The organism is Undibacterium sp. SXout20W, from assembly GCF_049340285.1.
Taxonomy (GTDB): Bacteria; Pseudomonadota; Gammaproteobacteria; order Burkholderiales; family Burkholderiaceae_D; genus Undibacterium.
In genome coordinates this window covers 75,258-96,584 of record NZ_JBMPPH010000007.1, presented here as the reverse complement: position 1 = coordinate 96,584, position 21,327 = coordinate 75,258, and the positions used below count along the sequence as shown (strand labels likewise).

Annotated in this window: 21 protein-coding genes; 7 read left to right on the top strand and 14 right to left on the bottom strand. The window is 47.0% G+C overall.

Translation table 11 applies throughout. The features are described from left to right. Nucleotides 1–4 precede the first annotated feature (4 nt). From ACO0K1_RS06185 to ACO0K1_RS06175, 3 genes are all read right to left on the bottom strand, one after another. The gene (locus ACO0K1_RS06185) at nt 5–886 is read right to left on the bottom strand and encodes a lysophospholipase (RefSeq protein WP_423023788.1); all 882 of its coding nucleotides are present in this window, start codon (nt 884–886) and stop codon (nt 5–7) included. Nucleotides 887–889: 3 nt separating this feature from the next. After that, nucleotides 890–1,234, bottom strand: a complete 345-nt coding sequence (locus ACO0K1_RS06180) for a DUF1840 domain-containing protein (protein WP_423023786.1) — start codon at nt 1,232–1,234, stop codon at nt 890–892. Nucleotides 1,235–1,370: 136 nt separating this feature from the next. Next, nucleotides 1,371–1,877, bottom strand: a complete 507-nt coding sequence (locus ACO0K1_RS06175) for a hypothetical protein (protein ID WP_423023784.1) — start codon at nt 1,875–1,877, stop codon at nt 1,371–1,373. Nucleotides 1,878–2,257: 380 nt separating this feature from the next. Here ACO0K1_RS06175 and ACO0K1_RS06170 point away from each other — a divergent pair, with 380 nt between their 5' ends. Together ACO0K1_RS06170 and ACO0K1_RS06165 are read left to right on the top strand one after the other, a co-directional pair. Continuing rightward, nucleotides 2,258–2,635, top strand: coding sequence for a hypothetical protein (locus ACO0K1_RS06170; RefSeq protein WP_423023782.1), 378 nt, complete (start codon nt 2,258–2,260; stop codon nt 2,633–2,635). Between the two features lie 5 nt (nt 2,636–2,640). Then, nucleotides 2,641–3,141 carry a GNAT family N-acetyltransferase gene (locus ACO0K1_RS06165; RefSeq protein WP_423023780.1) on the top strand — a complete coding sequence of 167 codons (501 nt, stop codon included), beginning with the start codon at nt 2,641–2,643 and terminating at the stop codon, nt 3,139–3,141. 68 nt (nt 3,142–3,209) lie between these two features. On the opposite strand, the gene ACO0K1_RS06160 is transcribed toward ACO0K1_RS06165, so the two are convergent. Both ACO0K1_RS06160 and ACO0K1_RS06155 read right to left on the bottom strand, forming a co-directional pair. Further along, nucleotides 3,210–3,530, bottom strand: coding sequence for a DUF1161 domain-containing protein (locus ACO0K1_RS06160; RefSeq protein WP_423023778.1), 321 nt, complete (start codon nt 3,528–3,530; stop codon nt 3,210–3,212). Beyond that, on the bottom strand, nt 3,527–5,017 hold the full coding sequence (locus ACO0K1_RS06155; RefSeq protein ID WP_423023776.1) for a M20 family peptidase: 1,491 nt from the start codon (nt 5,015–5,017) through the stop codon (nt 3,527–3,529). The genes ACO0K1_RS06160 and ACO0K1_RS06155 overlap by 4 nt, the downstream gene beginning before the upstream one ends. A 264-nt stretch (nt 5,018–5,281) precedes the next feature. Between ACO0K1_RS06155 and ACO0K1_RS06150 the strand changes: the two genes are divergently transcribed. Continuing rightward, a complete protein-coding gene (locus ACO0K1_RS06150) occupies nt 5,282–7,441 on the top strand; it encodes an ATP-binding protein (protein WP_423023774.1) in 2,160 nt (719 codons plus the stop codon). 31 nt (nt 7,442–7,472) lie between these two features. Here ACO0K1_RS06150 and ACO0K1_RS06145 read toward each other — a convergent pair whose 3' ends face one another. The 3 genes from ACO0K1_RS06145 to ACO0K1_RS06135 all read right to left on the bottom strand — a co-directional run bounded on the left by ACO0K1_RS06145 (nt 7,473) and on the right by ACO0K1_RS06135 (nt 11,207). Continuing rightward, nucleotides 7,473–8,675 (bottom strand): DUF1501 domain-containing protein, encoded by a 1,203-nt coding sequence (locus tag ACO0K1_RS06145; RefSeq protein ID WP_423023772.1) that lies wholly within the window; start codon nt 8,673–8,675, stop codon nt 7,473–7,475. Between the two features lie 31 nt (nt 8,676–8,706). Beyond that, nucleotides 8,707–10,287, bottom strand: a complete 1,581-nt coding sequence (locus ACO0K1_RS06140; protein WP_423023770.1) for a DUF1800 domain-containing protein — start codon at nt 10,285–10,287, stop codon at nt 8,707–8,709. A 152-nt stretch (nt 10,288–10,439) separates the two neighbouring features. Then, a complete protein-coding gene (locus tag ACO0K1_RS06135) occupies nt 10,440–11,207 on the bottom strand; it encodes a DUF2076 domain-containing protein (RefSeq protein ID WP_423023768.1) in 768 nt (255 codons plus the stop codon). Nucleotides 11,208–11,426: 219 nt separating this feature from the next. On the opposite strand from ACO0K1_RS06135, the gene ACO0K1_RS06130 reads away from it, so the two are divergent. Next, entirely contained in the window at nt 11,427–12,479 is a 1,053-nt protein-coding gene (locus tag ACO0K1_RS06130) for a YHYH protein (RefSeq protein WP_423023766.1), read from the top strand. A 41-nt stretch (nt 12,480–12,520) separates the two neighbouring features. Here the strand turns inward: ACO0K1_RS06130 and ACO0K1_RS06125 are convergent, their stop codons facing one another. From ACO0K1_RS06125 to ACO0K1_RS06115, 3 genes are all read right to left on the bottom strand, one after another. After that, nucleotides 12,521–14,056, bottom strand: a complete 1,536-nt coding sequence (locus ACO0K1_RS06125) for a YifB family Mg chelatase-like AAA ATPase (protein WP_423023764.1) — start codon at nt 14,054–14,056, stop codon at nt 12,521–12,523. 184 nt (nt 14,057–14,240) lie between these two features. Then, a complete protein-coding gene (locus tag ACO0K1_RS06120) occupies nt 14,241–14,957 on the bottom strand; it encodes a DUF6445 family protein (RefSeq protein WP_423023762.1) in 717 nt (238 codons plus the stop codon). 81 nt (nt 14,958–15,038) lie between these two features. Then, entirely contained in the window at nt 15,039–15,281 is a 243-nt protein-coding gene (locus ACO0K1_RS06115) for an accessory factor UbiK family protein (RefSeq protein ID WP_423023760.1), read from the bottom strand. Between the two features lie 465 nt (nt 15,282–15,746). Here ACO0K1_RS06115 and ACO0K1_RS06110 point away from each other — a divergent pair, with 465 nt between their 5' ends. From ACO0K1_RS06110 to ACO0K1_RS06100, 3 genes are read left to right on the top strand one after another with little or no spacing between them, the layout of a single operon-like run. Then, the gene (locus tag ACO0K1_RS06110; protein WP_423023758.1) at nt 15,747–16,493 is read left to right on the top strand and encodes a TorF family putative porin; all 747 of its coding nucleotides are present in this window, start codon (nt 15,747–15,749) and stop codon (nt 16,491–16,493) included. 14 nt (nt 16,494–16,507) lie between these two features. Then, nucleotides 16,508–16,846: a P-II family nitrogen regulator gene (locus ACO0K1_RS06105; protein WP_423023756.1), complete on the top strand. Its 339-nt coding sequence runs from the start codon at nt 16,508–16,510 to the stop codon at nt 16,844–16,846. Between the two features lie 31 nt (nt 16,847–16,877). Continuing rightward, on the top strand, nt 16,878–18,458 hold the full coding sequence (locus tag ACO0K1_RS06100; RefSeq protein WP_423023754.1) for an ammonium transporter: 1,581 nt from the start codon (nt 16,878–16,880) through the stop codon (nt 18,456–18,458). Nucleotides 18,459–18,735: 277 nt separating this feature from the next. Here ACO0K1_RS06100 and ACO0K1_RS06095 read toward each other — a convergent pair whose 3' ends face one another. The 3 genes from ACO0K1_RS06095 to ACO0K1_RS06085 all read right to left on the bottom strand — a co-directional run bounded on the left by ACO0K1_RS06095 (nt 18,736) and on the right by ACO0K1_RS06085 (nt 21,285). Beyond that, nucleotides 18,736–20,031, bottom strand: a complete 1,296-nt coding sequence (locus ACO0K1_RS06095; RefSeq protein ID WP_423023753.1) for a hypothetical protein — start codon at nt 20,029–20,031, stop codon at nt 18,736–18,738. Nucleotides 20,032–20,153: 122 nt separating this feature from the next. Continuing rightward, nucleotides 20,154–20,816 carry a hypothetical protein gene (locus ACO0K1_RS06090; protein ID WP_423023751.1) on the bottom strand — a complete coding sequence of 221 codons (663 nt, stop codon included), beginning with the start codon at nt 20,814–20,816 and terminating at the stop codon, nt 20,154–20,156. A 166-nt stretch (nt 20,817–20,982) separates the two neighbouring features. Beyond that, nucleotides 20,983–21,285 (bottom strand): DUF2288 domain-containing protein, encoded by a 303-nt coding sequence (locus tag ACO0K1_RS06085; RefSeq protein WP_423023749.1) that lies wholly within the window; start codon nt 21,283–21,285, stop codon nt 20,983–20,985. Nucleotides 21,286–21,327: the final 42 nt, after the last annotated feature.

Sequence of the window (21,327 nt, the reverse complement as noted above, 5' to 3'; positions counted from 1 at the left end):
TTTTTTATGCCGATTCTGTCGGTGATAAATGCTGCACGTCAATCCAGGTGCGTACATCATCAAAGACTTTGATCGCGTCGAGTTCATTGAAAATCTCGTGATAAAAGTCAGGATAAAAATGCGCTGTGATCAATTGCGCCGGGCATAAGTTTAAAAAGCGCTTGCTACCTTCAGGATTGACCAGATGGTCATCTTCTGCGACCAGGAGCAGCACGGGAATTTTAAGATCGGTGGCATGCTGCATACTGAAATCCATCGCTGCCAGCATACTATTAAGCAATCGGGCGCTGATTTTTGCATGCACCAGATTGTCATTTTTATACGCACGAACGACCTCTGCATCGTGTGACAGAAAGTGTGTTTTCAGGCCATTTGGAATGGCAAATCCCGGAAACATCGCTGTCGCGAAGCGCAGGAAGCCGCGTTGGACATCCGACATATAGATGGCAAGTGCCGGTGAAGACAGTATCAAGGCGCGAATTGGCGCTAAAGCACCCACGGTAAAGCGTGCAGCGAATAAACCGCCCATGCTATGCCCAAATAAAATGGGTGGCCCGTCCAATTGACGCCGAAAATCATTGAGCACTAATTCGGCATCCCGCAGCATGGCATCGTTATCAGGGACGTCACCGGATTTGCCGCCAGATTGACCATGACCCCGGTGGTCATAGGTTCGTACAACAAAACCGAGGGCATTAAAAAAACGTGCAACGTGGGCATATCTTCCACAATGTTCACCAAGACCATGCATGATGAGCACGCCTTGAACTGGCGTTGGATTTGTTGCTTGATTGTTTGCTGTCAGCGGCCAATCACGCACAGAGATCGTCGTTTCATCATCTGCGCACAGTTCAAATTCAAGCGTATTTTCAATATGCCCGGTCATGGGTTACACGCCCCACATAACTTCTCTTTGCATTTTATTTGCTGCATGCAACATTTCAAGCACAGGGAAAACACGTGTTGCAAAGCTGACGTGCTCTGGTTTTTCATGCTCGTTATCGTCACCATTTTCATTGTGATGGGCACTGATATCGCGGCTTACTTCATCAGAAATCGGGTGCGCTTTGCTATCGGCAACAGCTGCTTCAATTTTTTCGATCGCCTGTGGTAACTCCGCTGGGGTAATGATGCCGCGTTCTACATCTTTTTCTAATAATTCCAGAATGCGGCGCGCGTGTTCTTTATACATTGTGACTTCAGTCGCCGCTTTAGATTTAAACGTGATCAACATAACTATATTTCCTTGAATTAATAATGGAGTTGTCGTGTTTCGATTTGCTACGATGCCAAAGGGCACAAATGCGTTGTATTCGGTGCGATGGCATACATAGTACCAATCATAATCCTAAATGAATACCCATGGTGTTTCAGTTTGCGATGAAGGAATTCATGAAGGTATCGATGATGTCAGGCGTCATTTTTTTTTGCGGGCCGACAATGATAATTTGATATACCCAATTACCACGCGTCACAAACCTTGCTGCCATGCTGATGTCGCCACTACCCACATGACCTTGTACTTTCATCACACCGTTCGCCGTTTCAGCGGGTTCCAAAATTTCGCCATGAATGTTGCGTATCATGCCATTTTGCATCGCCGCCAGAATGTCGGTAGCTTTGCTGGCATCCGCAAGCTTTGCACTGCCAACCGCAAAACTGAGTCCATCGACCTCAGTTGCCGTCATGATCATGTCCAACGAGGTATCAGCGAGTTGTATCTTTTTAGATAGACTTTCTGCCTTGGCTGGCATGAGTATGGTGAAGGGCGCCTCGTTGTTACGTACTTCACGCCAGTTAAATTGCTGACTGCATGCCGACATAAACAGTAAGGAGAATGGCAGGAAAATTGTCAGCAGGTTCTTTTTTGTCAGCATATGTCTCGTGCGTGGTGGCGTTATTTTAATGATGTTATTGACGTTATCTGAGTAAGACAATCCGCAGTGCTGCGCGTGCTAGTCCAACGAACAGCGCTACTTTCCTGCCATTTACTATTGATTCAATGTTATCAATACTCGTCTACACTAAGGTATCATAAGTAGGACTGACGCAAAACCGTCTCAACAATGTTATGGCTCGTGGTAGTCCCAAATTGTACTAAGTTGTGCGGTCGTCGTTACCATGTCTTACGGGATTGTTTTGTTAAAGTACTAATGCGTACTCAGGTATTCCGGTACTCAGGTATTCATTAAGGGATGCTGTCGCAGGGGCAATTTCCCTCAGCGTAGTGCATTTTTTCTCATATTAAACCGGTGCTATGATGTTGCCACGTTATTCTGCTGCAATTGCTTTATTTTCTCTGTTATTGCTGAGCGCTTGTGATCGTCTGGGTATTGCGGATCCGGCCAAAGAAGCAGCGCAAAAAGAAGTCGATGCGCGCGCCACAGGTAGTGCGTGTCGCCATGCGGGACGTGCGATTGAAGACTGTTATTCTTTGAATCCCGACGCATCCAGAGCAGCAATTTTTGCTGGCTGGAAAGAAATGAACGATTACATGCGTGAAAATAAAATTGACGTCGTCAAACCAGAATTGCCTCCGCATAGCGAAGCAACATCTGAAGAAGCCAGCGCTTCTGAATCTGAATCGGCTTCAGCTTCGGCTTCATCGTCAGCGTCGGCTAAATCCAAGAAATAATTTTTATGACATTTCATTTGCGGCTCATGCGTGAAGCTGATCTCGCTGCGGTGCATGCTGTTCAAGAGCTGGCTTATGCAGAAACCATGGTGGAAAGTATGGACGTCCTGCGTTCGCGCTTGCACACCTCACCCATGACAGCTTGGGTTGCTGAAAATAAAGATGGGATTGGTGCTTATCTGGTCGCATATCCGTCGCAGCGTGGGAAAATTTCTGAATTAGGGTCCGATTTTGAGCTTCCGCCAGCGGCGGATGCTCTTTACATTCACGATTTGGCGGTGGCACCGCGCATGGCAGGACAAGGCATTGCTGCGGCCTTCGTACAACACGCTATTACAGATGCGATGAGCAGGCAGTTACAGTATGTTTGCCTGGTATCGGTTCAGGATAGCTTGTCGTTCTGGAATAAGTTGGCGTTTCTTGAAGATCAAGACCTGCGTCCGGAACAAGCATCGTTGTTACTCAGCTATCCCGGCGCGGCCTACTATTGCAGTAGAAAATTATAGATCTCAGTGGCAAAAATTGCTTGATTGCTTGATTGCTTGATTGCTTGATTGCTTAGTTGCTTAATTGCTTATTTTTCAGACTTGTCGCTTTTTTCTACTTTTTTGGGTTCTTCAGGGTTTTCGGACTTGTCTGTCTTTTCAGTTTTCTTAGCTTTGATTTTCTTGTAAATAATTTTTTTCTTACCCCCCTCGCAGACCCCAACGACGCGCAGAGACGTTTCTGTGTCTTTGGAAACGACTTCGAGCGCGTAATCCTTCACCTCTTTGTGCGCAAGCTTGGTCTTGATTTTATCGCTGATGTCGTCACACGAAGTGATGGCAGCCCAACCAGACGTGCTGCTCAGCATCAAACTTACTACCAGGCTCGTTGTTAATACGTGCTTTTTCATTTGGCTTTCTCCTTTTCATTGGATGGTTTGCTGCTGTTTAAAATGAGTTGATGATAAAACCGTATCATTTCTGCATAGTTCTTTACCGAAATGCGCTCATTCGTCCCATGAAACCGGGGCAGATCATCATTACCTGCCCGCACGGGCGAAAATTTAAAAATATTGTTACTCAATTTTTCAAAGTAGCGTGAATCGGTGGCACCCAGCATTAAGCCTGGTGCCACAATAGTATTGGCAAAAGTTTCACGGATCGTGCGATTGAGCGTTTGATAAGCGTTGCTAGTGGTAGGGGAAACGCGTGATGGCTCAGAGTTACCCACCATGTTTTGAATATGAATATTGGCGTTGGCAACCGTATTTTTCACGTGTTCAATGACACTTGCCTGCGTGTCGCCGGGTAGCGTGCGGAAATTCACGGTCGCTTGTATGTTCCCTGGCAGAACATTATCTTTATTGCCAGCATGCACCATGGTTAAGGCCGTGGTTGTACGCAGCATGGCATTGGTGCTGCCACTTTTTTCCAATTCATGCTGCAACAATGGACTGAAAAGCCATAAATTCGACAACATCACGCAATTGATACCGTGCATTTCAGGGGCAATCGTATTAAACATATCGAGTGCGACGCCGCGTATTTTCCCGGGTAGTTGATTTTGTTCCAGCTTGCTTAGCGCCACACTCATCATGCCGATAGCGGTCTGTTGCGGTGGCATCGAAGAATGGCCCGGTACCGCATCCAGACTTAAGTGAACGCTGGCATAGCCTTTTTCTGCGACGCCGATTAAAGCAGCAGACGAATCTAATCCTTTTAGAATCCCTTCGGTCACTAGCATTCCTTCATCGAGAATGAAATCAAACTCGATGTGGCGTGACTCGAGCAGATTCGCAATTTCTTTTGCACCATGCAAACCGCCCACTTCTTCATCATGACCAAACGCCAGATAAATTGTCTGTTTCGGTTGATAGCCAGATGCCAATAGATTTTCAACCGCTTCCATGATGGAAAATAAATTACCCTTATCGTCCCAGGCGCCGCGTCCCCATATGAAACCATCTTTGACTACGCCACCAAAAGGCGCCTCTTGCCACAGTTGCTCCGTGCCCGGTGCAATTGGTACAACGTCTTGGTGTGCCATCAACAGAATTGGTTTTGCCGATGGGTCACTACCCTCCCATTTGTACAAAAGACTGCTGGCACCAATAGTTTCACGCAGTAACTTGGTATGAATGTGTGGAAAGGATTGATCTATAAATGCATGTAATTGTTCAAACTGACTCGCATTCGAGCTCAAGTCCGTCTGGCTTGATATTGTGGTGAATCGCAGTGAATCAGCCAGCCTGCGCGCAGCCGCGATTTCGTCGATAATTAAGGGTGCAGTTGGCGTGACTTTGATTTGCTGTGATTGATGAAGATACGTGTTCCCGATTAATATTAGGATCAGTAATGTAAAAATGCTTAAAAGAAATAAAAAAAGACGCCTGATCATGGTACTTTCTTATCTGAAAGAGATAAATAAATTAAAGCCAAACCGAGTCCTTGATGATATCGATCAGGCAGCCGGATAGAATCTCAATCCATAGTCTTCTTCACGGTGTTTTTCTGAGCACTATTTATTTACAGTCTGACACCTGATTTGATTACAAAGATACTAGTATTTCTTACAATTAACAATTTATACAAACGAAATGACTGTTTTTAGGAAAAGTATGTGGCGTATTTCACAGACCTTAGATAGATATAGATTCTAGTTATGAGATTAGCAGCATTGCATGCTAGTCGCATCGCCAAAGCACTTGTCGTATGTCTGGTTGTTGCTATTTTGTTGGCGGCGGGTGCTTTCGTCTGGACGCTGCGCATACAAGAAATCAACAAATGGGAAAAACAGACTGAAACATTTAGTATCGTGCTCGCTGAGAATACCAGCCAGCAAATGGATTTTGCGTATACCACGTTGGGTAACATTGCGGATCGTATTGAGGATCGATGGAGTGTCAGTGCTGAATACTTATCGAAGCAACTTGGGACCAATGATTTTCATCAATTTTTGAAAGAAAAGATCGCCTTATTCCCAGCGATAGAGGTGATTTCAGTTCTTGATGTTGATGGCAATGTGATCAGCACCTCGAGAGAATTTCCTGCACCTACCTATAATTTGAGTGAGCGTGATTATTTTCAGGTGCAACGGAATAATGTGACACAAGAAAATTATCTGAGCAATCCTGTTCGTAGCAAGACGACCGGACATTGGCTGTTTTTTTTGAGTCACCGATTAACCGGTAGTGATGGCGAATTTATTGGCGTAGTAATTTTGGGAATTTCGCCCGATTTTTACTCGAATTTTTATAAAAAATTAAGTGCTGACGGCCATGCTGCCATCAGTTTGATGCGAGAAGATTTTACTTATTTGGCTCAATGGCCAGAAGATTATACGCAAATCGGGCGCACTAATCTGACTGGTAGCGCTCATCATTTAGTGATTGATTTGCATAAAAAATCCGGCGTATTTATTAGTGAAACTACGCTTCCGGGGCAGACAGAAACAACGAAGCGCATGGAAGCGATTCAAGCTCTTGATAAGTACCCACTCATATTGAATTTTTCGGTAGATGAAGAATTGTATTTGTCGGACTGGACGAAAATCAGTACCGCCATTGCGATCGTCGCGATCGCGGCGACTGCCGCGGTGATCGCCGCATTTCGTGTCTTGATTCGATTATTTTTATTGCGTGAGAGTGACATGCGCGTGATGACCGAACTCAAACGCGAAGCGGATATCATTAATCGTAATCAAACAGGACTTTTACACAGTCTGACCGAACAACAGAGTGCTTTGAAAGAGTCATCAGATCGACTGCAAGCTATTTTCCAAAATGCCGTCGATGGTATTGTCATGATTGATGAAGCCGGTGTCGTTGAGGCCGTCAATCCCGCAGCGTCATTGATTTATCGATATGCAGAAGCAGAAGTCGTCGGGCGCAACAATCGCCTATTTTCACCACCGGGTCAACCTGATCTATTTGATTTGGCGATGACCCGCCGTGAATTTTTAAAGACGGGTCGATTGCGTTTGGAAACCGAGAGAATGCGGAAAGGAGGCGACTTGTTTCCTGCTGAGTTGGCGATGAGTGAATATTATTTAGGTGGCAAACGTAAATTGATCGTCTTTATCCGGGATATTTCGGAACGGCGAAAAATAGAACGGATGAAAAATGAATTTATTTCCACCGTAAGTCATGAATTACGGACGCCACTTACTGCGATACGTGGCGCTTTGGGTTTGCTGATCGGCGGCGCTATGGGGGGCTTACCAGAGACGCTATTGCCACTGGTGACAATGGCACACAAAAACAGTGTCAGTCTGACGCGTCTGATCAATGATTTGCTTGATATTCAAAAAATTGAAGCTGGAAAAATGGATTTTATGATGGAGCATTTAAATCTCTATCTTCTGTTAATTACCGCCGTCCAAAATAACCACGCATTGGCACAAGAGTTATCGGTGCAGTTGCGCGTTGCTGATGAAGGGAACATTGCGAAGTTGACTGCCGTTCAAGTTGATCAGGGACGTTTCCAGCAAGTGATGGCGAATTTAATTTCAAACGCCTGCAAATATTCACCACAAGGCGGTGAAGTGACCTTGTCGGTGAGTGTTTTGCCACACAGTATGGTGAGGATTGCGGTTACTGATCAGGGCAGCGGCGTACCTGAGAGTTTCCGTGATCGTATTTTCCAGAAATTCTCACAAGCCGATTCATCAGATACCCGCGCTAAAGGCGGAACCGGGCTTGGATTGGCTATTTCCAGAGTGATTATTCAACAGATGCAAGGGGAAATCGATTATTACAACCTGACCGGTGATCAGGGAAATGGTGCGGTTTTCTACATCGATTTACCGTTGAGTCATGGTTAGAATTTAAAAATATTAAATTCGATATTAATATTTAAATAATGCCAAGATCCCGAATTTTCACGCCGCTAAATACAGTATTAATTTGCTGGCTATTCAAACCATAGATCCGGCTAAAGAGTCCACCGAGTACTGCCCGGTATTCGTTGAGTACCGGAAAATCGCGATTTTGAAAAAGTTGACTGGCATTCACTTGCGTCTGTTCGCCGAGTATCTGCCCCCCTTTGATGCCGCCGCCCAGCACCCAATATACACTGCCGTGACCATGGTCTGTGCCGCGCTTACCATTTTCGCGGAAGGTGCGTCCAAATTCGCTGATCACGACGACCGTCGTATCGTGCCACGCATCACCCATTTCGTCTTTATAAGCCGCGAGTCCACGACCTAGTTCTTCAAACTTACCTGCGAGTGCACCTTTTGCGCCGCCTTGATCGACATGCGTGTCCCAACCACCAACGTCGATAAAACCCAGGCTATACTTTTCCCTCATCATTTTGGCGATACGTTTGGCCTCAAGTGCAAATCCTTTTGCGGTAATGGCATCCCGATTGGCAGCGTTCATTTCGTCTTGCATTTCCATCGCAATATCCTGGCGTACAGCAAAGCCTTCGCTAACTTGCTGCGCGAGTCCAGTTTTGCCATACATTTTTTGGATAATATCCGTCTGCCTTGGATCAACACCAGGCTTAGATAAATTTCGTAAAGACGTATTGCCAACACTTGCCGTTCCCTGCATAGAGATAGGTAACTGATCCGTGAACGCCATCGCCGGAATCCCTTTGCCACCGTTGATGACTGAGGCTAAACGATTCATGAAGCCTGAATGGTAGTTACGCGAGGCATTGAGAGGTTGTCCAAGCTCGATGGTGTCCTGGGTTTCAAAATGGCTGCGCGTTAAATCATCGGTGCCAGCAAAAGGAATAAATGCAACTTCGCCATTTTTATACAAAGGATAAATCGTGTCTCGCAATGCTGGATGGAGGCCCCAATCTGCATTAAGTGCGAGCGCTGATTGAGGATTGTCGCTTGGACGGGCGATGGCAATGTTGGGCCGGGATTCGTAGTAAAAATTACTGGAAGTAGGTACCAGTAAATTGCATGCATCATAGCCGCCACGCAGGAAGATCAGCAAGAAGCGACTTTGGTTTGTGGAAGCTGCAAGTGCGTTTGTGCAGTAGCCGGTCGCAGGTAATGCTGTCATTGCCAAAAAGAATTTGAGCAGATCGCGGCGGTTCATAATAATTCCTTCATTTCGATTCGACAGGTCGTTAACGTCGCATCATTTCTGGTGACGCGAGTAAAAAAATATTCCATTCGTTAGGATTTTTTGCTTGTTTCAAAGCGTCTCGTGTTTCTTGGCTAAATCCGTTGCTCATGTTTTTTGCGAACATCGAGTTAGCCAGTGCCGGCGCGGGTGGCTTTTCGGTTGGTGCTGGCTGGTTATCGATTTTAAACAAACCAGGTGTACCAAACGCCATTGAACGGGCGATGTCAAAACGTACACTCATCTGGCCGGGACTTGCCCACGCACTTTCCTGCATTGAATAGCCATCTGGCGTTTGGTGACCATTGAATGCCTGACCCATCATATTGAGCCAATTTAACATTGGCCCGGTATTGACGATGGAGTTGCCGTCATAAGCGAGACGCACGACGCTGACAACATAATGCAGGGGGTCTTTAAACTTATGCCCGAGCGAGGCGATGAATTCTGGCGAGTCAAACATCGTGCGCAAAGTAATGGGGATATTGCCATCGCTTTGTAAAAAGCTATTCGCCATGCTTTGAACTAAAGCGTCTGATGGCGTATCCGAAACGAAATAGGTTGCTAATTCTTTACTGATGTAGCGCGCCGTTGCAGGCTGTCTGGTCAGCATTGTCAGAACGTCTTCTACTTCATTCAAACCGCGTCCGTGGATGGTGCTTCCCAAGAATTGTTTATCGCCAAAATCATGTCGCTGCGGATTAAATTCAAATAAGCCCCGACGCAAATAGAGTTTGCTTAACTCTGGCTTAATTTTTGGCGTTACTCCAGTTAAATTTACGCCGACGCCGGTCAGAATTCTGGCTAATTCTTGCACATCTTTTTGCGTATAGCCGCTGTTGACGCCCATGGTATGCAGTTCCATGATCTCGCGCGCATAGTTTTCGTTGATACGGCCATTGGCGTTGTATTCGTTATCGAGATAACGCAACATCGCTGGATGGTAAGCCGTAGCGCGTAACAAATCACGGAAATTTCCCAAAGCGTACGGGCGAATTGCATTTTCTTCAAAGTCACCCAACATTGCACGGATATTGTGTTTGCCGCTATGAATGTTGAAGTGATTCATCCAGAACCACGTCATTTGTTCTTGTAATTGGTTTGGCGAGTAAATGTCGCGCAGCAACGAGCGTGTCGCGGCTTCACGTTGCAGACGACTTAATTCTTGTTGGTATTGTTTATTGAGACTGTCGTCTATCCCTTTTTGCTGGTCGGCAGTAATCCGCTGTGCTTCCAGTTTGTGGATCAATTCTTCCAGCGATTGCTGAGAAATCGTCATCGCACTGATTTGTGCCTGGATGACGTTCGGCACAACGCTGCCACGCGCCCGCAATTGTTGATCCAGATAACGATCCATATTGACGGCTTGTAATTGCTGGTCTGAAGAAAAATTACTACCGAAAGTCATTCGGTTCAACAACAGACCAGGATTGACGTTTGCTTTGGATAGTGTGTTACCGACCGGGGGCAAAGTTTTGACATAGTCATTTTTTGCATCCGACCGCAAGCTCGTTGAGCTGCATGCGCTCAACAAGCAAATCAGCGAAATACTCGCCAGGCGCGGTAGCATTAGGGAGGTATTCATGGACAGTCTGAACTCCGGTCACATTCAAAGAATATGAGGATACAACGAATTATCCTCAAAACAGATGACCAGAGCAGAGTATGCACTTGTATATTTTTGTATATGCCGACGACGCCATCGTCGGGGTTCAATTTTTTGACGTAAAACGACGTTTAAATGTCGTTACTATCGCTGTCTGCGCTGCTATCTGAGACGGACGATTGATCCTGTCCCTGATCAAAGTAGCCTGGAATCAAACCGCTGTCGCTGTTACTGCTGAGTGAATTATTCAGGTTGCCAGCCGATGAATTGTCGTTAAAGTTATTGTTATAACGGTTGTGCTCATGTTCACCCATCATATGACTGATGCCCTCATACAAAAACGCACCCGCGGCCACCCCTGCGGCTGTTGTCGCTACCGTGCCGAGGACACTACCGGTATTTCCGCCAAAAAATCCGGATGATGTCGGTTGCGCGTATTGCACGGGTTGAACCGCTTGAACTGCTTGCATTTGCCCGCCAGCGAGCGTCGGGTAGGCTGGTAATGGCATGCCTGTCACCGAAGTAGAGCCAGAGGGATAATCATTGTTATTGCGTGCGGGCGGCAAGTTCAATGGCCGACTCTGCGCACTATTGCCCCAGCCACTGACTGCAGGATCGAGAAAACCCGTGCTTGAAGTGCTCGTCTGGTTGTTATTCAGCGCCGCATTCAATGCTTTTTGCTCGCGTAAATCGGCTTGTAGTTGCGCAATCTGTGCGTTCGCATTGGAGATTGCCTGATCAAGTAACAACGCGCGTTGTACCAGCAGGTAACTCGCATCGGCTTGCTTGCTGACCGCCTGATGAATCATTTCAAGTGCAAGCGGATCTTTATTGACGCCTTGGACTTGCACCAATTGATCAAGAAAATTTTGCAGTAGCTGAATTTCTTGTGGGGACATCGTTTTCTCCTGAAGTGGGCGATACAGGCCTTAGTTGGGCACTGCCTGAGGAATTTCAATGCACTTGATGATTCCATCCTCTGATGGGCGGGTGTACTTGTTAAATAGTGCCATGAAGCAAATTCACATTTGCTTCATATTTGTTTTTCATGATGCGTATCAGACCGACGCTCATTTCAACCTTTCAACTTTTCAACCTGTTCAGGGAGACAGACCATCATGATTCAATTCTTCAAAATGCCAGCCAGACCGTCCGCGCACTATGTAGTGCCTCTCGTCTTGAGCTTATTGATTTCTGCATGCGGTGGCGGTTCTGGCAGTTCAACCTCTGGATCCTCTGGCAACTCTGGTGGGTCTGGTTCAACCGGTGTGTCATTGGCGGCGGGCTATCAACAGGCAAAGTGGGGCGCCAATATGACGGTGACTTATCCGACATCGTGCACCATGACCGTGATCTCAAACGGCTTGCCGAATCATGCGATGAGTGCTTACTATCTGCGTCCTGCAAGTGGCACATATACGACGGTGGCAGCAACGACACCTGATGGTTTAGCGTTAACCATACAACCAAATCCCAATACGCCAAGCCCGATTTCCACCACCTATAATATCTGCCCGACGAAGGCGACAACGACGACGGTGACCAATATGGGTTCGATCGGCACGATGATTTCTGGTGCGGCATTGTTTAATGCCTACGATGGCACCGGTTCTCCCGCGATGTCACAAAATGTCAGCGTCAATTTTACCGATAGTAGCGGCACTCAACAGACAGCCGCCTTTATTGATCCGTGCAATGGTCATGCTGCGCCCCAACAAGGGGGAAATACCTATCACTATCATGGTATTTCCAGTTGTATTACATCTAAAGTGGACACTGCGGGTGGGCCGTCTCATTTGATTGGCATCGCACTCGATGGCTTTCCAGTCTATGGCGGGCGTGACATGAATGGCAAAGTGATTACTGTTTCTCAACTCGATCAATGTAATGGCATTACCAGTGCTACCCCGGAATTTCCGAACGGGGTGTATCACTACGTGTTACCGGAAGGGGTCACCAATGGCAGCTCTTCAATGGGTTGCTACGCCGGAACAGTGACTAGTACCCAGATTGCGCAGGCGCAGGCAAATGGGATTTGCGTCAGCCGTGTCGCAATTAACACCAAAGTCCGCAATCGCTCCCGCCTTATCGCGGAAAATTCAGGAACTTCTGTCAATGCTGTCAATTCTGCTCATGTCGGCCAGTCTGCTGCCAGGAAACGGAACGCTTAAGCCGTACGGCATCGCTACCCGGCGCGCTAGTACCATTTATCTTAGCGTTCTTTTAATGCCCGCCGATATTGAATCGCCTCAGCGACGTGGTGAGCGGTAATCGTATCGGCGGCGGCCAGATCGGCAATGGTTCTGGCGACTTTTAAGACGCGGTGGTAGGCGCGTGCTGACCAGTCAAACTTGTTCATGGCCGCTTTTAGAATGGTATCGGCGGCGGCATCAGGACGGCATAACGCATCGATTTCGCTGGTGCTGAGCAAATTATTCGTTTTACCTTGCCGTTGCTGCTGGCGTTCAAATGCGGCTTCTACCCGCGCAAGGATCTTGGCGCTGGATTCGCCGTCAGCCTGCTTGAGCAAATCGGCGTGGGGTAATGCTGCCACCTGGATTTGTAAGTCGATGCGATCAAGCAATGGTCCCGAAATTTTATCCTGGTAACGGTTGATGGCATCCGGTGTGCAGCGACATTTGCCGTTCGTGTGGCCGAAATAGCCACACGGGCAGGGGTTCATCGCGGCAATTAATTGAAAACGTGCCGGGAAGTCTGCTTGACGGGCCGCTCTTGAGATCGTGATATGCCCAGATTCCAAAGGCTCGCGTAAAACTTCCAGTACCTTGCGATCAAATTCGGGTAACTCATCCAGAAAAAGTACCCCGCGGTGTGCGAGCGAAATTTCTCCTGGACGCGGATTGCCGCCACCGCCCACCAGGGCGACGGCTGATGCAGTGTGGTGGGGGGCGCGATACGGCCGGATTTTCCATTTTTCGATCGTAAATCCGGCGGTTAGTGATTGGACGGCAGCCGATTCCAGCGCTTCCTGATCGGTCATGGTTGGTAAAATGCCGGCAAATCGCGCGGCTAACATGGATTTTCCAGTTCCTGGCGGCCCGACCATGAGTACCGAATGTGATCCTGCCGCTGCGACTTCGAGCGCACGCTTGGCCTGCATTTGCCCCTTGACCTCGCTAAAGTCGGGATAATTGGGACGCTGTTCAATTTCAAGCGGTCGATGGCGGGAAAGCTTTTGATCATCGGCAATAGCAGCGAAGTGAGCACAAACTTGAAGCAGTGAATCGGCGGGATAAATTGCCGCATCAGTGACCAACGCGGCCTCATCTGCATTGGCGCGAGGTAAGATAAAGGCCGCGCGACGGTTGGTATTTACGTTTGTCGATTGCTTACTTTGGCAGATTGCGAACGTCATCGCTAGTGCGCCGCGGATGGGACGCAATTCGCCTGATAATGAGAGTTCACCAGCAAACTCATAGTGTTCTAACATCTCGCCAGGGATTTGACCGGATGCAGCTAAGATGCCAAGCGCGATTGGCAGATCGAAGCGGCCAGATTCTTTTGGCAGATCAGCGGGTGCCAAATTGACGGTGATACGCTTTGCGGGAAATTCAAAGCGCGCATTTTGTAACGCGGCGCGCACCCGGTCTTTTGATTCTTTTACTTCCGTCTCTGGCAAACCAACAATCGTGAAAGCGGGCAAACCATTGGCCAGATGGACTTCAACCGTCACCTGAGGCGCATGCATGCCAGTCAAAGCCCGGCTTTTTAATACGGCTAAACTCACATTATTCCTTTTTTAACAAGTTTCTTTTGTGGCAAGTGTCACTTCAAAGTGGACCAATTTTTTTGAAAAGAGTGGCAAAAATGACGCCTATGGATCACATATGCATCGTCCCGCGATGCCCATGACCTGGGTTAGATACCGCCTAAGAAGTGCTGTAATGCTAGAGAGGGTCGTTGCCGATTTTCTAGGCTGCGCGGCGGCAAGTGAAAAAGCCATTCAGCGTCAGACGCCCGCGAGAGGGATCATCATTCAGCAATTGTGGATCGTCGATGTAGGCAGAGTGGAAAATATAAGCGTCATAGAAAATAACGCGGTTATATTTGGCTGGGATCATTTTGATCAATTCAAAGTACTTGTTCGAGCCAGTCTGGTAGCCAGGTGCTACTCCAAGCTCGGTAGTAAATTCTTCATTCGACATAGAGCACCAAGGTGAATCGGGCGAATAAAATAACCGATACAACGCATCTTTTGTCATGGTCGGTTGATAGAAACTCGTACCCCCTAAGTTGGCATCATTAAATAGATAGAGAACTGAGGCGGCAAAACATTGTTGAGGGTGCGTGGTGATCGGGTCGGTATGACAAATACGTTGAAATAAACCGAGTTCCGATGGCTGCAACGTGGCCATTGAGAGACGACTATAAATGCTTATCGTGCGACGAGCGCCTAGCAGACTGCGGACGTGCTGGATGAAAAATTCATTAAATGCCGCCGAAAACCCGTCTGACATAGGTAATTGCAAGCCAGGAAATGTATTCGGCGGCGCCATCGTAAAACGTTGCCTATTCTGCGTGGCATAGTCCACCATGGCTTGTGGATCTAATAAGAAATCGTCGATAACGACGCAAGGTAGGTGTCCTGGAATAGGGATGAGTTGGATCTTAGGACGGGGATTAAACATGTTTAACTAGTTGATTGCTTGATGGAAATTACATCAGTCTTGTCAATGAAGTATCGCTACCCCGTTCTGTCGATATTGCCCTTATTCGCTTTTCGCGTTGTTTTCCAAGGCTGCCACGCGAGCTTCCAGTGCCTCTAACTTGGCGCGCGTTTTCGCTAATACCTGTGCCTGGATGTCGAACTCTTCACGAGTGACCAAATCTAGCTTAGAAAATCCCTGAGTCATCATGGCTTTGACATTTTTTTCTATATCTTTTGCCGGTGAGTTTTCTAAAGCCTGACTAATTTTTGCCTGCATGTCATCGAAAAAATTTTGCTTATTCATGGTAGGTCATCCTTGATAAAAAGTGGTGCGCACAATATTGGTGCGTAGTTGTCTGCAACAAGTTAGCTCTGAAATACACGCTGCAAATTGGTGCAGAGCAATTGTGTTCAGAGATTGTGCAGGTATTGCTGCTTTGCCTGAATAGAAATCATAACCTAAAGCCAGAGCGCTGCCCAATTTCTTCATAAATCAGATATTACAAGACGTAACACGGGTGTTATTTAAGGCCGTTATGCTCAATATTTCATAGCAATAAATAATATAAAAATATCAATGTATTTTTACGAGGACACCTGGCACGACTTCTGCTTATATGAAATCAACAAGCGTTACTGGGTTCATTTCCCGCAGGGTCACGGATGATCTTCTGGCTTTGTGTATCAGTGGTTGACGAAGTGAGTTCAAGGCAGTTTCTTAATTATTGTTAATATATTATTAATGTCTACACCTTTAAGGGGAAGCAAAATGAAGAAAGCTTTACTTGCTGTTGCGGTTGCCTCAACGTTCTTTGCTGGTTTAGTCCATGCTGAAGATGCAAAACCAGACAATGAAGTCAGCTTCAACGTCGGTGTTGCGAGTGACTATCGCTATCGTGGTATTTCTCAAACACGTCTTGATCCAGCGTTGCAAGGCGGTGCAGATTACACCAATAACCCAACTGGCTTTTACGCTGGTACCTGGTTGTCTTCCATTAAATGGACAAAAGATGCAGGCGGTGGTGGCGATGTTGAATGGGATTTGTATGCAGGCAAGCGCGGTGAAATCACTAAAGACGTGACCTATGATGTCGGTGTTTTGAGCTACGTTTATCCCTCCAATGGTCTGGGCAATGTGGCAGGTCTGGTCAATGCTAATACAACTGAAATTTACGGTCAGATTGGCACAGGTCCATTTTATGCCAAATACTCTAGCTCAGTGACAAATCTGTTCGGTACTGCAAACAGTAAAAACAGTGGCTACCTGGATCTTGGCGCGAACGTTGAGTTGCCAGAAGCGTACACATTGGTATTGCATGCTGGTCGTCAAATGATTAAAAACAACTCTGCCTACTCTTACACAGACTGGAAAGTCGGCGTAACGAAAGAATTTGTTGGCGTTGCCTTTACATTGGCAGCAATTGGTACCAATGCAAACAGTTCACTGTATGTAACACCAGCGGGTAAATTCACTGGCAAGACAAGCCTGGTCTTGACTGCCGTTAAAACTTTCTGAAGATCGAGGATAGTATGAAACTCATTACAGCGATTATTAAACCTTTCAAACTCGATGAAGTGCGTGAAGCCTTATCGGAAATGGGAGTGCAGGGCATCACCGTGACGGAAGTCAAAGGTTTTGGCCGTCAAAAAGGTCATACCGAATTGTATCGCGGTGCTGAATACGTCGTTGATTTCTTGCCAAAAACCAAAATCGAAGCTGCTGTGGATGACGCGATCGTTGATCGTGCAATCGAAGCGATCGAAACCGCTGCTCGTACCGGCAAAATTGGTGATGGAAAGATTTTTGTCTATGACTTGCAACAAGTTGTGCGTATCCGTACCGGCGAAACCGGTAACGACGCACTCTGATGCACTCTGATTGATTCATTAGGGATTTCATATGAAAAATATATTTAAAAATATGCTGGTTGCAGGTGCCTTGCTTGCTTCAGTAGGATTGACTTCCGTCGCACTGGCGGATGATGCGCCAGCAAAAGCTGACGTCACTGCGGCATCTGCTGCAACCGCTTCTGCACCCGCAGCAACTGCTGCTCCAGCGCCTGTTGCAGCACCCGTGGCAGCTTCTGACGCAGCGACTGCTTCAGCACCTGCAGCCGCTGCAGATGCATCAGCAGCATCCGCACCAGTGGTTGTTGCTAACAAGGGCGACACTGCATGGATGTTGGTCTCCACGTTGTTAGTGATCTTGATGACGATCCCAGGTCTGGCCTTGTTCTACGGCGGCTTGGTTCGTTCCAAAAACATGCTGTCCATCTTGATGCAAGTGTTCATGATCTTTGCTGTGATCATTGTTCTGTGGTGTATCTATGGCTACTCACTGGCATTCACTGAAGGCAATTCGGTCATTGGTGGTTTTGATCGCGTGTTCTTAAAAGGTATCTGGGATCCGGTAAAAGGCACATTCGCGACTGCTGCTACCTTTAGCAAAGGCGTTGTGATTCCTGAGTTTGTTTATGTCGCTTTCCAGGCAACGTTCGCAGCAATTACTTGTGGTCTGATCATTGGTGCGTTCGCTGAACGTGCAAAATTCAGCGCAGTGCTGGCCTTCGTTGTGTTGTGGTTCACATTCAGCTACTTGCCGATTGCCCACATGGTCTGGTTCTGGACTGGCCCTGACGGCATCAAAGATGCAGCAACTGCGGCAACCGAGTTGGTTAAAGGTGGTTTCCTGCAACAAAAAGGTGCACTTGATTTCGCTGGCGGTACTGTTGTGCATATCAACGCCGCGGTCGCTGGTCTGGTGGGTGCGTTCATGATTGGTAAGCGTGTTGGCTACGGTAAAGAAGCGATGGCACCACACTCTCTGACAATGACAATGATTGGTGCGTCCTTGTTGTGGGTGGGCTGGTTTGGTTTCAATGCGGGCTCCGCGCTGGAAGCGGGTGACGTTGCAGCGTTAGCATTCGTTAATACTTTGTTGGCAACCGCAGCAGCAGCAGTTTCCTGGGTATTTGGTGAGTGGATGTCGAAAGGCAAACCATCCATGTTAGGTGGCGCGTCCGGTGCAGTTGCTGGTCTGGTTGCGATTACCCCAGCATGTGGTTTCGTGGGCCCAATGGGTGCATTAGTGATCGGCTTGCTGGTTGGTGTGATCTGCTTGTGGGGTGTGAATGGTCTGAAGCGCCTGCTCGGTGCGGATGACTCTCTGGACGTCTTCGGTGTACACGGTGTTGGTGGTATCTTCGGCGCGCTGGCAACTGGTGTGTTTGCTTCACCAGCATTGGGTGGCCAAGGCATCATGGACTACGTTGCAAACAAAATGTCCGCTGATCCATATGTCATTTTTGACCAAGTGAAGGTACAAGCGATTGCTGTTGGGACAACGATCATCTGGTCCGCAATCGTCTCTGTGATTGCCTACAAACTGGTTGATATTGTGATTGGTCTGCGTGTTCCTGAAGATGAAGAACGTGAAGGCTTGGACATCACTAGCCACGGTGAATCTGCTTATCACTCTTAATTGAGCGTGAAGATAGTACTGAAAGATGTAGTAAGAATTGTTGTAGTAAAGGTAGTATCCTCAGCACGTGTATAGAGCGCACGGGCTGATTTGTAAGCGGTTTAGCGTAATTGCTAAGCCGCTTTTTTTTGTATTAACGTTGAGTAGGTTGTTTGCTTGCGCACCATGCTTTTGCGAGAATATCTTTAAAGTGAGCCGTATTCAAAGATTTGCGCGCAAAAAAAACGTGCCAGAAAATAATTTCAGGCACGTTTATAGACAGCGAAACTACAGCAGTTTATTTTGCTGCTGGTGCTGCCTCAGCGCTCTTTGCATCCGTTGTCAAAGGACGGAATTTCAACCATAAGTGCGCGATATTTTCAGTACCGTCAGTACCTTGGATCGTGTTGAATACTTCGGTCGCTTTATCACGATTGCCGGCTTTCAGATAAGCCATACCTAAGTGTAATTTCGCTTCTTCAGGGTATTTCAGGCCGCCTTTAGCAATCCCTTGCTCGATCAGCGCAATCCCTTTTTCTGATTGACCATTGATGACATAGTTATAGCCAAAGTTAACTAAGCCGATGCCAGTCTTAGCATTTTTCGCTGCTGTTTCACCAGCGTCTAATGATTTGACGTCGTCTGCCGCTTGTTTGTTGACTTTGTCACGTAATTGTTTGTGTTTGGCTGCTTCTTTTCCAGTACCCAGTAGGTTTGCTGCGTAGCCAGCATCAACAGTGGCCTTCGCTTCGGTTGGCAAACCTGCTAGTAATGCCAATTCTGCCATTTCGACGAATTGACCTGGATCTTCCATGTTATTAGTGACTAACATCAATCGATACAGATCCAATCGAAGATGGTCGTTGAAGCCAGCTTTGTGTTCGGTACGATAGAGCAAATCACCCCAGTATTCGCGGGTTGGATGGTATTCCACCATCATTTCTAATACCGATGTATAGCCGGCGTTATCCTTGGCTTGTTGGTAGCTACTTGCCAGCAAACGCAAAGTTTCTTCAGTAGGAGCGCGCTTAGCAGCCTGATCCTCTGCAACAATTCCTTTTAACTCCAGGATAGCGTTCGCCGTATCGCCTTTGAGGTAATAAGCGCGAGACAACAAATTATGCATTGCTGCGCTAGGACTTCTTTCTAAATAACGTTTTGCCCAAACGATGGACGGGTCATATTTTTTTTCATTGAAAAAAGTACCAGCCATCCCTTCGATCAGACGTAATTTTTCTGGTTCTTTCAGAAACTCAGAATTGATCATGCCTTCGAAGGCGGTAGCCAATTCTTCGTTATTTTTCGTACCGGACGCCAACACGGCGTGCATACGATCAATCACGAAAATTTCGTAAGGCGTCTTCTTGTCAAATACACGCAGTGCGTCAAGTTTTTCTGCAGCCTGTGGATATTGCTTTTTATCAAGCAAGTCTTGAATTTCAGTTAAAGGCTTGCCCATTTCCGCGCGGACAGCGGTTTGTTTGGCTTTGTCTGCCGCTTCATCTGCGTGTGCAATCGCTGTAGTCGCAGGAGTGACCCCTGAGCCAACTGCTGCCAACATCATGGCAGCGAACAAGAAGGAAATTTTTTTCATGGAATATCCGGTAAAAAATAAGGAAAACCGCACTTGCACGGTTCTGAGCATAGCGCTCAGCTCATGAAGTCTCTGACTGTGGGTGTGCGGATGCGGGCATTATAACTGAGGTAGCGCCAGTATCACCATTTACAGACCTTATCGCTCACTGCACTGGCTGCTAATGGAATGATCGCCAGCAAGCCAAGTCCTGAATATGCATGAGCACAATCTTTTACTTGTGCTCTTTTGACGCCTTCACCGAGTTTTTTCTCAAAGCTATCGTCGCGTTTCAGGCTATCTTGGATTTTTTCAATCTCAGAGTGTCGACGCTGTTTTTCCATTGTCATTGCAGTAACACGAAGAGCGTCCAGATCAAGATGCGGCGTTGCCTCTGTCGTCGGCGTTGTCATGTTACTCGAACTTATTTCACTCGTAACGGTTTCCGGCGAAATCGTCATGGCATTGCTGGCGCTTGTTTTTTTAGGTATACGCGTTTGGATTGGCGTCGGTACTACGGCCACTGAAATTGATTTGTCTGGCTGAGTGAGCTTTTTAGGAAGTGGTATTTGCAATAATTGCAAATAGGTTGTTGGCGCGTCGCGAATGATCTTAAAAGTCGTTTGTGTTTGCCACGCTAACCAAAGCAAGCCATGCATCAATAACATCAGCAAGCCAACACTCAAACGGCGCGTGAGAGTCGCCCTGGCGTTAGCCGACATGTAGAAAATCGAATCTGAAATCGAATCGGACATCGAATCGGACATCGAATCTGTAGCGCTGATCGACATAGCAAAGCTCCCCATTTTGGTATCCAGGTATCGAACTGAGACAAAAGAAGCTTATTAAAAGTTCATTAGTGCTAATACTAAAAGAGATACCAGGGGGTGTATCAATTTGACTGATCGCCTAAGCCCAATGATCACAATGATATGCCTTCTAAAAAAGACCATACTCCCTACTTTTTTGCTTCTACTTGTCCAAACGATGTTGAACGAGAATCCACGGTTTTACAACGACTGTCCACAATTGGTGATTTTGTTCGAGCCATTCTAGTGCCTGTGCGTCGGTTACTTTGGCAATCTTACCGTCTGTGAGCAGCGGTTGGATGATGGCCGTAGCGTCGGTCGCCATCGCTTCTGCGATCTCTACCAGATCGAGTTCACCATCAATGGCAATCACATTACCACTGGCAAAATGTTTCAGTAACTCACTCCAGGGGAAGCATGCTGTTTCTTGGTTTATTTTGGTACGCAGAGAAAGATCTTGTGGCATAACGTGGTAAAAATTAAATATAAATGAAAGACAGGGACGTTT

Coding starts and splice junctions, on each gene's coding strand:
- ACO0K1_RS06180 (WP_423023786.1), bottom strand. CDS start 1,234: ATGTTGATCACGTTTAAATCTAAAGCGGCGACTGAAGTCACAATGTAT.
- ACO0K1_RS06150 (WP_423023774.1), top strand. CDS start 5,282: ATGAGATTAGCAGCATTGCATGCTAGTCGCATCGCCAAAGCACTTGTC.
- ACO0K1_RS06170 (WP_423023782.1), top strand. CDS start 2,258: ATGATGTTGCCACGTTATTCTGCTGCAATTGCTTTATTTTCTCTGTTA.
- ACO0K1_RS06110 (WP_423023758.1), top strand. CDS start 15,747: ATGAAGAAAGCTTTACTTGCTGTTGCGGTTGCCTCAACGTTCTTTGCT.
- ACO0K1_RS06085 (WP_423023749.1), bottom strand. CDS start 21,285: ATGCCACAAGATCTTTCTCTGCGTACCAAAATAAACCAAGAAACAGCA.
- ACO0K1_RS06130 (WP_423023766.1), top strand. CDS start 11,427: ATGATTCAATTCTTCAAAATGCCAGCCAGACCGTCCGCGCACTATGTA.
- ACO0K1_RS06090 (WP_423023751.1), bottom strand. CDS start 20,816: ATGGGGAGCTTTGCTATGTCGATCAGCGCTACAGATTCGATGTCCGAT.
- ACO0K1_RS06155 (WP_423023776.1), bottom strand. CDS start 5,017: ATGATCAGGCGTCTTTTTTTATTTCTTTTAAGCATTTTTACATTACTG.
- ACO0K1_RS06115 (WP_423023760.1), bottom strand. CDS start 15,281: ATGAATAAGCAAAATTTTTTCGATGACATGCAGGCAAAAATTAGTCAG.
- ACO0K1_RS06165 (WP_423023780.1), top strand. CDS start 2,641: ATGACATTTCATTTGCGGCTCATGCGTGAAGCTGATCTCGCTGCGGTG.
- ACO0K1_RS06160 (WP_423023778.1), bottom strand. CDS start 3,530: ATGAAAAAGCACGTATTAACAACGAGCCTGGTAGTAAGTTTGATGCTG.
- ACO0K1_RS06095 (WP_423023753.1), bottom strand. CDS start 20,031: ATGAAAAAAATTTCCTTCTTGTTCGCTGCCATGATGTTGGCAGCAGTT.
- ACO0K1_RS06135 (WP_423023768.1), bottom strand. CDS start 11,207: ATGTCCCCACAAGAAATTCAGCTACTGCAAAATTTTCTTGATCAATTG.
- ACO0K1_RS06145 (WP_423023772.1), bottom strand. CDS start 8,675: ATGAACCGCCGCGATCTGCTCAAATTCTTTTTGGCAATGACAGCATTA.
- ACO0K1_RS06120 (WP_423023762.1), bottom strand. CDS start 14,957: ATGTTTAATCCCCGTCCTAAGATCCAACTCATCCCTATTCCAGGACAC.
- ACO0K1_RS06140 (WP_423023770.1), bottom strand. CDS start 10,287: ATGAATACCTCCCTAATGCTACCGCGCCTGGCGAGTATTTCGCTGATT.
- ACO0K1_RS06100 (WP_423023754.1), top strand. CDS start 16,878: ATGAAAAATATATTTAAAAATATGCTGGTTGCAGGTGCCTTGCTTGCT.
- ACO0K1_RS06185 (WP_423023788.1), bottom strand. CDS start 886: ATGACCGGGCATATTGAAAATACGCTTGAATTTGAACTGTGCGCAGAT.
- ACO0K1_RS06105 (WP_423023756.1), top strand. CDS start 16,508: ATGAAACTCATTACAGCGATTATTAAACCTTTCAAACTCGATGAAGTG.
- ACO0K1_RS06175 (WP_423023784.1), bottom strand. CDS start 1,877: ATGCTGACAAAAAAGAACCTGCTGACAATTTTCCTGCCATTCTCCTTA.